The organism is Psychrobacter pacificensis, assembly GCF_018336615.1.
Taxonomy (GTDB): domain Bacteria; phylum Pseudomonadota; class Gammaproteobacteria; order Pseudomonadales; family Moraxellaceae; genus Psychrobacter; species Psychrobacter pacificensis.
Genome location: NZ_CP048752.1, coordinates 1,045,985 through 1,058,829, shown reverse-complemented (window position 1 = coordinate 1,058,829; position 12,845 = coordinate 1,045,985). Strand labels below are relative to the sequence as shown.

Sequence of the window (12,845 nt, the reverse complement as noted above, 5' to 3'; positions counted from 1 at the left end):
AATTTATACCCAATGTTTAACACTACTAAGATTATCTACGCCATTTTCGATTATTTTCATAATCCAGTATTCACTTTATAAAAAAATAAGGCCACGAATGGCCTTATTTTTTTAATAGCTACTTTTGATAATAAGGATAATCGCTATAGCCTATTTCCGTGCCACCATACATTGTGGCTGGATCTACCTCATTGAGCGGCCAATGATGAGCTATGCGCTCTGGTAAATCAGGATTAGCAATAAAAGGACGACCAAAAGCAAATAAATCACCATAACCTTTAGATAACATATTGAGCGATTTCTCTACAGTGTATTTTCCTGCATAAATAATACGTCCTGAAAACTCAGCTCTAACCGCTTGATAAAAGGGCTCTGGTAAATCAGGTGCATTATCCCAATCAGCTTCTGCAATGGACAAATAAGCGATGCCCGCTTTCTCAAGTACTTTAACCGCTTCAATATAAGTATGATGAGGATCTGATTCTACCAGCCCTAAGTACACACGATCCTCACCGGTACTAGCAAACAAAGGCGCAAAACGGACGCCTAAACGATCAGCACCGACCACATCACTGACAGCAGCAACCACTTCTTTTAGGAACCGCAAACGATTCTCTAGCGAGCCACCATACTGGTCATCACGTTTATTGCTATGCTCAGAGATAAACTGGTTCACTAAATAACCATTGGCACAGTGCAGTTCTACCCCATCAAAACCCGCTTCTAAGGCGTTGCGAGCGGCTTGAGCGTACATCGTTATCAACTCGCTCACCTCTTCTGTTCTCAGTGCCCGCGGCTCACTTGGATCAGCTAAAGCACCTTCGCCTGGACCTGTTTCAATGAATACTTTGACATTATCAGCAGTAATAGCAGAGGGCGCTACAGGCTGATTTTGGTTGGGTTGTAAGCTAGTATGAGACACACGGCCAACGTGCCATAGCTGAGCAAAAATAATACCGCCCTTGGCATGTACCGCTTGCGTGATTTTTTTCCAGCCTTCAATTTGTGCTTGCGTATGAATACCTGGCGTCCATGCATAACCTTGGCCTCTGGCTTCGATCTGTGTCCCCTCCGTCACCATAAAGCCTGCAGAAGCACGCTGGGCATAATAACTTGCCATTAAATCATTAGGAATATTGCCAGGTTGCGTGCTACGAGAGCGCGTCAATGGTGGCATCACAATACGATTTTTAAGCGTATAAGGCCCAAGTTTTACAGGCGAAAACAGTGCACTGGTATTAGGAATAGTTTGTTTCATAACATTCTCTTTTATAGCAAACAGATAGGCTTATTACTTGAAATTTATCCGTTGTTTTAAGGTTTGATTGATCACTTAAGTAATATGAGTAATCATAAAGTTTTAGAGGTACAATTAGAAACAACGTTTTCTTGTTGAAGATACAATTATTAATGGTACAGATGATGAATGGTATAAATCGGCTTGATATCAAACAGCTCAGAGTGCTACAGGCATTGCTTGATCTAAAGAACCTATCAAAAGTTGCACGCAAAATGGGCTTAACCCAACAAGCTATCAGTGAGCAGCTGCGTAAGCTACGTGATCTATTTGATGATCGTCTGTTTATCCGTCAAGGAAATAGCATGGTGCCCACACCAAAAGCACTATCGATGCAGCAACCTATTAACGATATATTAAGACAGTTAGAGGTGCTCTTGGAGCCGGATGTGTTTACGCCGCAAACCTATAAAGGTGTTTTTACGATTAGTGTGACCGATTATGCGACGCAGGCATTATTACCGCAGTTGTTTAATCTAACGCGCCGTGAAGCGCCTAACTTAAAATTGATAGTGCGAGATTTTGCCTCAGACAACATCAATCAGCTTATTGCGGCAGGCGAACTTGATTTACTGCTTACCTTTCCAGAGTTTATCCCTGATAATTTATCTTATGTCACTTTGTTTGAAGAACAACATTTATGCATTACAGGTTATAAAAACGAGTTCGCAACAAAGGTGTTAACACTGGCACAAATTGCAGCACACCCGCAGCTGGTGGTATCGCCTTCGCGTGCCAACTTGCGCGGTTCTCATGATCAGTGGTTTGCCGAAAAAGGGCTTAAGCGAAACATTGTGATGTCAGTGCCTAGCTTTTCAGCTGTGCCAGATATTTTGCATACCACTGACATGATTGCTTTTTATCCCGCGCGACTACTGCCAAACAGTAAAGTTAAAGCGCTTAAAGTAGAAGCCCTACCGCCTACCTTTAAGATAATAGCCGCTTGGCATCCACGTACCAATGACAGTGGCATTCACCGTTGGCTAATCGAGCAATTACGAGATTTATAATGGGTAGGAGTAGTTAGTATAGCCAATCCCACTTAAAAATGGCGTAGAGAATATTGATCACATTCATTTTTGTCGTTAAATGGTGCTAGCAAATATAGATTTCATTACCCTGTCACGTGACACAAAAAAATAAGGTAAAATGGTCGACCAATCAGCGCCTAGTAAAATAAAATCATAACGACGCCACCTAACTGATCGACATTTTTGAAATAACGATCCATAAAAAATATATAGTTGATCCAATTTAAGAGCGGTACAAGGCAACCGAGTGCAGATGTATCTGTCATAATTCAAGCAAGGTTAACGCTGTAACGCTTTTATAGTGGATTGACTATAGACCATTAAAACCTGTCAAGGAAGCTTATATGAGTAACACTCTCGATACCAGTAATGATAACATTCTCTCCTCCGACAACACTCACTACTTGCACCACAACTTTTTTGAGCCAAGTGACAAAAATATTGCCATCAGCGCGACGCTATTGATTGTGCATGGGATGGCAGAGCACAGTGGTCGCTATGCAGATTTTGCACAGTTCTTGGCGGACAATGGCATCGCTGTCGCAACCTATGATCATCTTGGTCATGGTCAAACCATCAAAACCAAAGCAGATTTAGGGTTTTTTGGTGAAGAGCATCCCGTGCAGTCGCTGCTAAAAGATGTGATTGTCATGGCAGATAGCCTAAAAGCACGTCACCCCGATGTACCGCATTTTGTGATGGGCCACTCCATGGGCTCGTTTATCGTGCGTAACGTACTTAAGCATCATGCGCATAATTTCACTGGAGCGATATTGATGGGTTCAGCGGACGTCAATCCATTGACCAAAGTTTTGCTACCTATCAATAAAGTATTGGCAAAAGTAGCGCCTAGACAGCCAAACACCGTCCTTGCCAATACCATGAATAAGGTATTGAACAGTCAACTAAAGGATCGCACCGCATCCTCACAGTTTGCTTGGTTGAGTGAAAATACTGCAAATATTGAAGCCTATGAAGCTGATCCAAAGACTGGTTTTGACTTTACCAATAATGGCTTTATGACATTATTTACTTTGATGGATACTGGACTAAATAAAGGCTGGGCTACCACCATTGCCAAAAACTTCCCAATGCTATTTATCAGCGGTGAAGATGATCCTATTGGTAACATGGGACGCGGTATTCGCCGCGTGGTCAAACGCCTACATAAACAAAAATTTAACCATGTTGACATTCAACTGTATCCCAATATGCGCCATGAAGTATTGCACGAAACAGACAATCAAACGGTTTATCAAGATATTTTGGCATGGATAAAAAGTACCACACCAGACACTTAAAGTACGATAAACAATTCATCTTGAGCAGTCTTGTGAGCGCTTCTTCTCTAGCACTGCCACAATGAAATACTGAACTTGTTTGCTAAAAGTGGTCAAATTAGCGACAATATGGCAAGCAAGTTTTTTGGCCCAGTTATCTTGTACAATCGTCCATATTTCACAAGTATTGTATTTTAAGCCAGTCCGCCCAAGTTATGTCACTATAAATACGAGTCACCTCTCCCTTTTACTTATTTTAGGAATCTTTATGTCATTACAACAAACCATCGAACAAGCTTTTGAAAACCGCAACGAATACAGCCCAAGCAACATGCCACAAGACGTGCGTGACGCGATTGAGCAAGTACTTGAGCAGCTAGATAATGGCAGCCTACGCGTTGCCGAAAAGAAAGATGGCGAATGGGTCGTCAATCAGTGGGCCAAAAAAGCAGTACTACTATCGTTCCGCCTGAACGACAACTACGTTCAAGCAGCGGGCGAGCATGTGCAGTTCTATGACAAAGTGCCAACGAAATTTGCTAACTGGACTGAAGCACAGTTCAAAGAAGCAGGCGTCCGTGTGGTACCACCAGCCGTTGCTCGCAAAGGTTCATATATCGCAGCGGGTGCGGTATTGATGCCATCATACGTCAACATTGGCGCGTACGTCGATCAAGGCGCGATGGTTGATACGTGGGCGACCGTTGGCTCATGTGCGCAAATCGGCAAAAACGTGCATTTATCAGGCGGCGTTGGTATTGGCGGTGTTTTAGAGCCATTACAAGCCAACCCAACCATCATCGAAGACAACTGCTTTATCGGTGCGCGCTCTGAAATCGTTGAAGGCGTGATCGTCGAAGAAGGCGCTGTCATCTCTATGGGTGTCTATATCGGTCAATCGACGCGTATCTATGACCGTGAAACTGGTGAGATCCATCGCGGCCGTGTACCAGCAGGCTCTGTTGTCGTACCAGGCAGCTTGCCATCAGAAGACGGCACTCACAGCTTGTACGCTGCAATCATCGTGAAAAAGGTAGACGCGCAAACGCGTGCTAAAACCGCTGTGAATGAGCTATTACGTTTAGACTAGTATTTTTAATATTTATAGCCTCGTACCCGAACGGTACGGACGTCGATAAATCATAGTTACTAAAGACGCTGAAGAAAACTTCAGCGTCTTTTTTGCACCCTAATGCAGAGCGTTGCGTTATAATCCGTTTTTTGGTTTTGTTTTATCCAAACGTAAAACGACAAATACCACAGCCTGCCTTCTTCTTTATTACGATTGATAACCGCTCCATCGCCTTATCAACCTTTAACTGTATTTGACATATTATGAGTGAATCACTATTGCGCACCGCCGCTATCCCCGTCACTGACCCTGAAGCGGGGTTACGTTTGACTGAGATTTTCTATTCCCTACAAGGTGAGGCCCTGACTTCTGGCTTGCCGACGATATTTGTACGTCTAACGGGCTGTCCGCTGCGCTGCGTCTACTGTGATACCGAATATGCCTTTACGGGCGGCGAGCGTCAGTCATTAGAAACCATCATAGACACGATCAAAAGCTATCCATGTAAGCGCATTTGCCTGACTGGCGGTGAGCCATTAGCACAGCCAAATGCGATTGAGTTGATGAAACGCTTGCTCAGCGATGGCTATGAGATATCTCTTGAGACAGCGGGCGCGCTCTCGGTGCAAAATGTACCACCAGCCGTCAGCAAAGTGATGGATCTCAAAACACCAAGCTCAGGCGAAGTAGACAAAAACTTATGGTCAAATCTCGATCATCTCACCGAGCACGATCAGATCAAGTTTGTCATCATGAACCGCACAGATTATGACTGGGCAAAAGAAAAACTAGTCGAGTATAAGTTAAATGAATTGGTCGGTACCGTTTGGTTTTCGCCGATGTTCAACGTGGCAGATGATGTCGATGAAGCGCTCAGCCCTGAGGTACCTGTGTTGGCAAGAGAGCTTGCTGAGTGGATGCTGGCAGATGCCTTGCCCGTTCGTTTTCAGCTGCAACTACACAAAATTATTTGGGCAGATGCCAAAGGCAAATAAAAAGACAAACCATACGCTAGTCACTGATAGAACATCCATTTAGAACAATAAATATAAATACAAATACAGGCACGTACTTTCAAGGAGGAAACATGATTCGGCTGATCTTGCTAGGACTACTGTCAGGTGCGTTTTTTAGCTCAACCTTTGTATTAAATGAGCTGATGAGCGCTGCTGGTGGGCATTGGTTTTGGTCAGCGAGCTTGCGCTACGTATTTGTGCTACTACTACTGACGGCAATGATTGCTGTTCAACACGGTATGGGACGCATCGAAGAGCTTTGGGCGATTTTTCGTCAACATATAGGTTTCTGGTGCATTACTGGTAGTATTGGCTTCGGCGTGTTTTATACTGGCATCTGTTATGCAGGTGATCACGCCAGTGGTTGGGTTGTGGCGGCGACCTTTATGTTTACCGTCGTGACCAGTTTGCTTGTCTTACTGGCATTCGGACAACGCTTTGATAAAAAATTCATTTTTTATGCCCTGATTGTCTTCGTAGGCGTGGTACTGGTCAACGTCAGTGAAGGTTTGCACGCGCCTAGTGATGCCAATGCCATACCACTGACGCAAATGCTACTGTATGGCGCGCTGCCAGCACTGATCGCGGCGTTTAGCTATCCTATTGGCAATCAGTTGGTTTGGCAGGCCTCTTACAATGCGAAACAGCATAAAGCTAGACACCAAGATAGGCATCAAGATAGTGAGCACCACTCGCAGCCGATGCGTGCAGAAACAGCGCTATTGGCCAGTGCCCACAATGCTACTGATACGCATAGCGCTGACCGTGATACTGCGAACAACTCCACACTGCAAACCCTGATCAGACGTATTCCTGTTATCGAGACGGATCTGTTACAAAATGCCTTTAACAAAGTGTGGTTGATGACCGTCGGGAGTTTCCCGTTCTGGGTTGTCTTAGGGTTGGTAGTACGCCCTAAGTTACCTGGCAGCGCGCAGGTGTTTAACACGCTACTGGTCGCCTTGTTATCAGGGGTGGCCGCGACCAGTCTGTTTTTATATGCGCGTGAGCACGCGGTGACCTCAAGTGAGGTCGCGGGCGTTGACTCGACCCAAGCCAGTGAAATCATTTTTGCTTTGATTGGTGGTATGATCCTGCTGGGAAATCCACTACCCTCAGCCTTAGGTCTGGTCGGTATTGTACTGATTATCATTGGCTTGATACTGTTTGCAAAAGATGGCTAAATGACGCTCTAACGATGCGCTGAGTTTTTTACATCAGCCAAAAATTCATTATTCAAAACAAAAACTCCATCATTTTGATGTTCAATATTTGGCAATATAACCATGGTTAATGATTTAATTTTTCCTGATATTCTATTATATTTATTGGACATGGTGGGTATCATCGCCTGCGCGATTGCAGGGACATTGCTCGCTCAGCACAAAGGCTTTGATATTGCTGGTTGTATATTGGTCTCGATGGTCAACGCGATTGGCGGCGGTACGCTACGTGACATGGCACTAGATCGTCACCCACTATTTTGGATGACGGATCTCAACTATGTGATCGTCATTACCGTGACATCCCTTATATTACAAATATTCTTTCATCTATATCACAAGATCGACAATGCGCTTAAGCTTTTCGATGCCATTGGTCTCGCGGCATTTAGCGTGATTGGCTTTAAGGTCGCATTGACCCAAGGTATGTCACCTCTTATTGCTATCATGATGGGCGTCTGGACAGCCATTATTGGTGGGATGCTCCGTGATATTATCTGTAATGAGATACCGCTCGTATTGCAGCGTGAGATTTATATCACGGCCAGTATCGCAGGATCTGTAACGTATTTATGCCTACAGTATGTCGGTGTCAGCGCTGGCATCAATGAGTTTATTATGCTCTTTGTCATCTTTGCCGTGCGTATGCTGGCGCTCAGATTCGACTGGCATTTGCCCTCTATCCGTTTGATTGCTTAAATAGCTGATCAAAAATGCAATGCTTTTTGTACATAAAAGCTGACAATCATCAAAAATAGTGAGAATGGCTTATGTTGGCTATCGTATTAGATCCTGCTGTCCTAATCACGACTTTTGATCCGCGCTCTTTGATCTATTTTTTTGATATGATTGGGATTATCGCCTGTAGCGTTTCAGGGACGATACTAGCCAAGCATAAGAACTTTGATGTCTTTGGTTGCTTGCTGGTGTCTATTGTCACAGCCATCGGTGGCGGCACCGTACGCGATGTGATTTTGGATCGTCATCCGCTGTTTTGGATGGTAGATATGAGCTATCTGACGCTCATTACGATCTCTTCCCTAGCCATGCAGATATTTTTTCATCCAAACTCAAGACGAGTAGACAAGTTCCTCAAACTGTCCGATACCATCGGTCTATCTGCCTTTACGCTCATCGGTATCAAAGTCGCTGATAGTATGGGTACCAATGTGCCAGTGGCACTGTTATTGGGCGTGATCACCATCATCGTTGGTGGCATCATTCGCGATATGATTTGTAATGAGATTCCACTGGTATTGCAGCAAGAGATTTATATCACTGCGGCGTTAACTGGGGGTATTCTATACTTTGCTCTAAAGAACTTAGGCGTTGCTGATTGGGTTGCTGATGTTTCTGCGATGAGTACGATTTTTACCTTGCGTATGCTGGCTATTCGTTATGATTGGCAGTTCCCCACTCTTGAGTGGAAGTACTGATGTTAAGTCAAAAAGTAGCAAATAGTATCAGTACACTCAAACTTGACTGTACTGATAGCATTTAAGCCTTAACCCTGCTCTACCACAGCCAAGTCTTTTACCATCAGCTGTAAGCTTTGTTTGCCATTCCATTCATTGATATCTAGCTGAAATAGTAAATGCACTTTTTTGGCACGGTAATCCCAAGCCTCATTATCAAAGTTAAAACAGATTGCCTCGATTGGATATTGGACGTCTGGATAACGCAGCGATAGTTTAAGATGCTTGTCTTTTAATATCTTAAAACTCAATACCTCAAACACACCGTCAAATATCGGCGGTGCAAATCCATGACCCCAAATGCTAGCATCTGCTAAATGTTCAGCAAACCACAAGCTAAAATCTCCCGCTTGCAAAGGTCCATCAGTGAATTTCTGCTCTGCAAACACGTCATCATCCATTTGTGCCATCACCTCATTAAAGGCGTCGACAAATGGCTCAAAATTACGACGCTTTAGGGTCAGACCTGCTGCCATCGCGTGACCACCAAAATGACTGATGAGATCAGGCTGACGCTCGGCGACTTGCTCAATCGCATCACGAATATGCACGCCAGCAATTGACCGTGCTGATCCCTTAATCGCATCGTCTTCACCAGTCTGCTCTGTATCTGCTGGCGCAAAAACAATGCTAGGTAGGTAATGACTCTCTTTTAAACGTCCAGCGACAATACCAATCACGCCTTGATGCCAATCATCCTGATACAGAACGATACTACGAGTGTCTGTATGGCTTGTCTTATGAGTAGTGGCAAATTGAGTATTAACTTCTTGAGTAATGAGGTCATCGCCACTGTCGCTTGTATTTTCATCGACCTCAATATCAGTTTCAGTAGCCAATGTCTGTACAATACTATCTGCCTGCGCACGCAGCTCGCCTTCTACATGACGGCGTGTACGGTTTAGTTGCTCAAGCTCTTGCGCCAAACGCTGGGCGGTGCTCCAGTCTTCGGTCAATAGGCACTCAATCCCGATACGCATATTATCCATACGTCCAGCCGCATTGATACGTGGCCCTAACACAAAGCCAAAATCCTGTGCGTGTAATTGCTTGGGGTCACGGCCTGCTTGCTCAAGTAGCGCCAATATACCCATACAACAGCGACCTTGACGAATAGCAGATAGCCCGTGATGTACTAAGATACGATTGTTTTTATCGAGTACGCCGACATCTGCGATCGTACCAAGCGCTACCAAATCTAAATACTGACTAACCTGTACCGTAGACTTGCCAGCGTCGCGGCGCAGCTTTGCCAATCGTCCGAGCACATAAAACGCGACCCCTACCCCGACCAGTGCTTTACTGGTGAAATTGCAATCAAGCTGATTGGGATTGACGACGGCTTCAGCAGGTGGTGTCTCTTTGGTCGTGAGATGATGGTCCGTGATAATTACCGTAATACCATCTGCTTGGGCGCGCGCCACACCTTCATGACTGGAGATACCGTTATCGACCGTCACTATCACGTCCGGCTGATAGGTTTCGATGCCCAATTCGACAATCTCTGGCGTTAGCCCATAACCATATTTAAAACGATCGGGCACCAAAAAATCGACGACTGCCCCCATCTTTGTGAGTGCGCGCATCATCAGCGCGGTACTGGTTGCGCCATCACAGTCAAAGTCACCAACGATAAGGATACGCTGACCGTCATCAATAGCGATGTCCAATAGACGCACGGCTTCAGTGATACCGTGCAGCATGTCAGCAGGCAACAGACCAGATAAACCAGTCTCCAGCTCATCAGGTGCAGTGATACCTCGGCCTGCATATAAGCGAGCAAGCGTCAATGATTGGGCGGCAAGTGGTTGCAACGCGGCGGGCAACTCGTCAATGCGAGTGCTGGTATTACGGGGGGTTAAATTTAGCATGAGCGTATTTTACTGCCTTTAAGGCAGGGTCACAACGACAATTTATATTGTCGCTGTGTAGCCATTTATATTGTACTTATTCACAAAATACATCACCTCAATCTGTCGCTTAGTAGAATCCATCACGGCTTAGTAGTTCATCTCATCCAGCTTGTTACTGGCAACTAAGCTCCTACTCCTCATATGATCTCTTACTTACAAAAAGGATGCATAGTGACCGTACTTTTCTGCATTTTGCTACAAAGCAATGATTGTATGGCGCCTATAAATTCATAGAATAGTAAACAACTGAGAGACTTGCTAATTATTGACGGTTACATCATCAATATTTTAACTATTTATAAGGATACTTTATGAAAACCACACCAGCTGCTGAAAAACTACCAAATACGATCGATCCTAGCTTAGATCTTGATAAAGTCAAAAAAGAATGCCTCGACATGGTAAAAAAACGCGCCAGAATATCTGCTGGTGTTGCCATCGTGCCTGTACCGTTCTTTGATGTGGCGGTTGATGCTGGTATGCTGACGCAATTGCTCCCTGAGATCAGCGAACGTTTTGGTTTGATTGAAGACCGTCAGTCAGCAATCGATCTTCAGTCACGCGAAGTGCATTGGAGTGCTGTCAAAGATCGCACTGTAGATTTTGCAGGATTGATGGCAACGCGTGGTATCGTTAAGAAAACCATTCAAGGCTTTGGTGGTCGTATCGCCGCCAAACAAGTCACCAAATTTGTCCCATTAGGCGGTCAACTGGTTGCTGCGACCATGGGTTATACGATTTTTAAGAAAATCGCTACTGACCATATCAACGAATGCTATAAGCTTGCAAAAGACATTCAGCAAAAACAACATGGTAAAAATGTCTAATAAACATTAGGCAACGCCATATCCATATATCCATAAGGCCAGCTATGAGATTTTTTAGCTGGCTTTTTTGTGAGTAAGCGCATTGTAGACTGTCTCAGGCGACGGGTTAATGATGCCATTACTATATTTTACTGATAATATAGCACTTTAGAGATTATCAAATACCTTAAAGGATTCACTTATGAAAAAACTTTTGGCATCGACCGTTATGCTGGCTACTGTCGCGCTAGCAGGCTGCACCACGACGGGTGCTACAAATGACGGCACAGGCACAGCAATTGGTACCGCAAATGAGATTGGCATGAATGTCTTTAAAGCGGCGATCGACAACCAATGCCGTAGCCAAATTGAAAAACAAACCGCTTGGCGTGTTGCAAGTGTCGCCATGACGGAAGCGCAGCAAGAGTCTGTTAAAAGTAACGTTTGTGGTTGCGTGAGTGAGCAAGCCCCGCAGCAAGTGACCATCGTTGAATTGGGTAATGCCGCTATCGATTCTCAGTATCGCGCTCAACTGGTCACTAGAGTTGTCGCCAAATCGCTTCAAAGCTGCTATGCCAGTTTTGTCAAATAGAGCACAATATTAATAAATAAAAAACGTCACGAAAAAAGGGGTACGCTACCAATAGCACTCCCCTTTTTTTGACGCTTTATACTATCTACCTACTTACTACCTACTTACGTTATCGCATTTGCCTAAAATTTGTTTGAATCAGCTGGGTTTTGGGATAGAGCAGCTGTAAAAGGCAATGTCTGGCTGCGCCGGAAATACTTAGAGGAGCCATCAATAATTTTATCCACCTCTTTTACTAATTCGGTAATAACATCATCATAAACACCATGATACAGCTCTTTTTCAAATGCGGTAAAAGGATGCTTGCGTGACGCTGAACCAACCTCAGTTACCCCTTCCTTGCTATAAAAAATATCTACACGCCCATCACTATTTAACACACAGTTTAGTTGACCACCTTCAAGCTCCATCTCTACCCGCTCAGGCATAAAAATATAATCGTCCACGTTGATAAGCTTTTTTTCTACTTCCCGCTTAAAAAACGACTTGATATCAAACATAAGTACTTCCCTAACTTTATAATTATAAAATACAAGAGCATGCCTACTTCTATTGCTGTAATAAAGCTTTTATGTATATGCTGAGTAGATCATGCTTTATGCGGCTATTCTATAAGATAGAGAGCGATTTTTTAAGGTGCGATATGTAAAACTGCGTTTGATGTTGGTAAAAATAAAGAGCTTGCCTCAAGTCTTATCATGACACTATCCTATTTATAGTGATTAAACCCAGCTTTGTTCACGAAATGATTTGAGCACCTCAACGAATACTGCCATCTCATCAGGTCTGCCAAGCGTTAGACGATTGAAACCTGTGATGGGCGCAAACTCGCGACCAACCGCAATACCATGCTCGTGCATTCTGTTGACATAGGTTTGTACGTCCCCCTTTACCTCATGAAATATAAAGCTGGCTTGTGAGGGTAGATATTGGTAAGCACCATAAACAATACGCCTAAATTGTGTCGATTCCAAAAACTCCGCTGCATATGGCAAACTACCGAACCCATCATGAGTCAATGCTTTGGAATGCTGTATGAATTATAAGATTGATACCGATATGGTAAGTGGCACTGGGTTCTATTCCAATCTTTGTCAGCGCCCTCTTATCGAATAGACCAAAAAAATGAGGTGCTCAGTG

13 protein-coding genes are annotated in these 12,845 nt (G+C 44.1%); 9 read left to right on the top strand and 4 right to left on the bottom strand.

Annotation, left to right across the window (positions count from 1 at the left end; translation table 11 throughout):
• Positions 1–118: 118 nt before the first annotated feature.
• Positions 119–1,258, bottom strand: a complete 1,140-nt coding sequence (locus GYK50_RS04600; protein WP_212564353.1) for an alkene reductase — start codon at positions 1,256–1,258, stop codon at positions 119–121.
• Positions 1,259–1,422: 164 nt separating this feature from the next.
• Between GYK50_RS04600 and GYK50_RS04595 the strand changes: the two genes are divergently transcribed.
• The 7 genes from GYK50_RS04595 to GYK50_RS04565 all read left to right on the top strand — a co-directional run bounded on the left by GYK50_RS04595 (position 1,423) and on the right by GYK50_RS04565 (position 8,355).
• Entirely contained in the window at positions 1,423–2,307 is an 885-nt protein-coding gene (locus GYK50_RS04595; protein ID WP_058025278.1) for a LysR family transcriptional regulator, read from the top strand.
• A 365-nt stretch (positions 2,308–2,672) separates the two neighbouring features.
• The gene (locus tag GYK50_RS04590) at positions 2,673–3,629 is read left to right on the top strand and encodes an alpha/beta fold hydrolase (RefSeq protein WP_212564352.1); all 957 of its coding nucleotides are present in this window, start codon (positions 2,673–2,675) and stop codon (positions 3,627–3,629) included.
• Positions 3,630–3,876: 247 nt separating this feature from the next.
• Complete coding sequence (gene dapD / locus GYK50_RS04585) at positions 3,877–4,698, top strand: 2,3,4,5-tetrahydropyridine-2,6-dicarboxylate N-succinyltransferase (protein WP_071001928.1); 822 nt, start codon at positions 3,877–3,879, stop codon at positions 4,696–4,698.
• A gap of 245 nt (positions 4,699–4,943) precedes the next feature.
• The gene (gene queE / locus GYK50_RS04580) at positions 4,944–5,675 is read left to right on the top strand and encodes a 7-carboxy-7-deazaguanine synthase QueE (protein ID WP_212564351.1); all 732 of its coding nucleotides are present in this window, start codon (positions 4,944–4,946) and stop codon (positions 5,673–5,675) included.
• 92 nt (positions 5,676–5,767) lie between these two features.
• Positions 5,768–6,880, top strand: coding sequence for a multidrug resistance efflux transporter family protein (locus tag GYK50_RS04575; protein ID WP_186474188.1), 1,113 nt, complete (start codon positions 5,768–5,770; stop codon positions 6,878–6,880).
• Positions 6,881–6,982: 102 nt separating this feature from the next.
• On the top strand, positions 6,983–7,618 hold the full coding sequence (locus GYK50_RS04570; protein WP_186474187.1) for a trimeric intracellular cation channel family protein: 636 nt from the start codon (positions 6,983–6,985) through the stop codon (positions 7,616–7,618).
• A 71-nt stretch (positions 7,619–7,689) separates the two neighbouring features.
• Positions 7,690–8,355, top strand: a complete 666-nt coding sequence (locus GYK50_RS04565) for a trimeric intracellular cation channel family protein (RefSeq protein WP_212564350.1) — start codon at positions 7,690–7,692, stop codon at positions 8,353–8,355.
• A gap of 68 nt (positions 8,356–8,423) precedes the next feature.
• Here GYK50_RS04565 and recJ read toward each other — a convergent pair whose 3' ends face one another.
• Entirely contained in the window at positions 8,424–10,265 is a 1,842-nt protein-coding gene (gene recJ / locus GYK50_RS04560; protein WP_212564349.1) for a single-stranded-DNA-specific exonuclease RecJ, read from the bottom strand.
• Between the two features lie 353 nt (positions 10,266–10,618).
• Here recJ and GYK50_RS04555 point away from each other — a divergent pair, with 353 nt between their 5' ends.
• Both GYK50_RS04555 and GYK50_RS04550 read left to right on the top strand, forming a co-directional pair.
• Positions 10,619–11,134 (top strand): hypothetical protein, encoded by a 516-nt coding sequence (locus GYK50_RS04555; protein ID WP_186474184.1) that lies wholly within the window; start codon positions 10,619–10,621, stop codon positions 11,132–11,134.
• 181 nt (positions 11,135–11,315) lie between these two features.
• Entirely contained in the window at positions 11,316–11,705 is a 390-nt protein-coding gene (locus GYK50_RS04550) for a hypothetical protein (protein WP_071001935.1), read from the top strand.
• A gap of 122 nt (positions 11,706–11,827) precedes the next feature.
• Here the strand turns inward: GYK50_RS04550 and GYK50_RS04545 are convergent, their stop codons facing one another.
• Entirely contained in the window at positions 11,828–12,205 is a 378-nt protein-coding gene (locus GYK50_RS04545) for a hypothetical protein (protein WP_071001936.1), read from the bottom strand.
• Between the two features lie 222 nt (positions 12,206–12,427).
• Complete coding sequence (locus GYK50_RS04540) at positions 12,428–12,700, bottom strand: hypothetical protein (protein ID WP_237182787.1); 273 nt, start codon at positions 12,698–12,700, stop codon at positions 12,428–12,430.
• Positions 12,701–12,845 lie beyond the last annotated feature (145 nt).

Coding starts and splice junctions, on each gene's coding strand:
- GYK50_RS04600 (WP_212564353.1), bottom strand. CDS start 1,258: ATGAAACAAACTATTCCTAATACCAGTGCACTGTTTTCGCCTGTAAAA.
- GYK50_RS04595 (WP_058025278.1), top strand. CDS start 1,423: ATGAATGGTATAAATCGGCTTGATATCAAACAGCTCAGAGTGCTACAG.
- GYK50_RS04590 (WP_212564352.1), top strand. CDS start 2,673: ATGAGTAACACTCTCGATACCAGTAATGATAACATTCTCTCCTCCGAC.
- dapD (WP_071001928.1), top strand. CDS start 3,877: ATGTCATTACAACAAACCATCGAACAAGCTTTTGAAAACCGCAACGAA.
- queE (WP_212564351.1), top strand. CDS start 4,944: ATGAGTGAATCACTATTGCGCACCGCCGCTATCCCCGTCACTGACCCT.
- GYK50_RS04575 (WP_186474188.1), top strand. CDS start 5,768: ATGATTCGGCTGATCTTGCTAGGACTACTGTCAGGTGCGTTTTTTAGC.
- GYK50_RS04570 (WP_186474187.1), top strand. CDS start 6,983: ATGGTTAATGATTTAATTTTTCCTGATATTCTATTATATTTATTGGAC.
- GYK50_RS04565 (WP_212564350.1), top strand. CDS start 7,690: ATGTTGGCTATCGTATTAGATCCTGCTGTCCTAATCACGACTTTTGAT.
- recJ (WP_212564349.1), bottom strand. CDS start 10,265: ATGCTAAATTTAACCCCCCGTAATACCAGCACTCGCATTGACGAGTTG.
- GYK50_RS04555 (WP_186474184.1), top strand. CDS start 10,619: ATGAAAACCACACCAGCTGCTGAAAAACTACCAAATACGATCGATCCT.
- GYK50_RS04550 (WP_071001935.1), top strand. CDS start 11,316: ATGAAAAAACTTTTGGCATCGACCGTTATGCTGGCTACTGTCGCGCTA.
- GYK50_RS04545 (WP_071001936.1), bottom strand. CDS start 12,205: ATGTTTGATATCAAGTCGTTTTTTAAGCGGGAAGTAGAAAAAAAGCTT.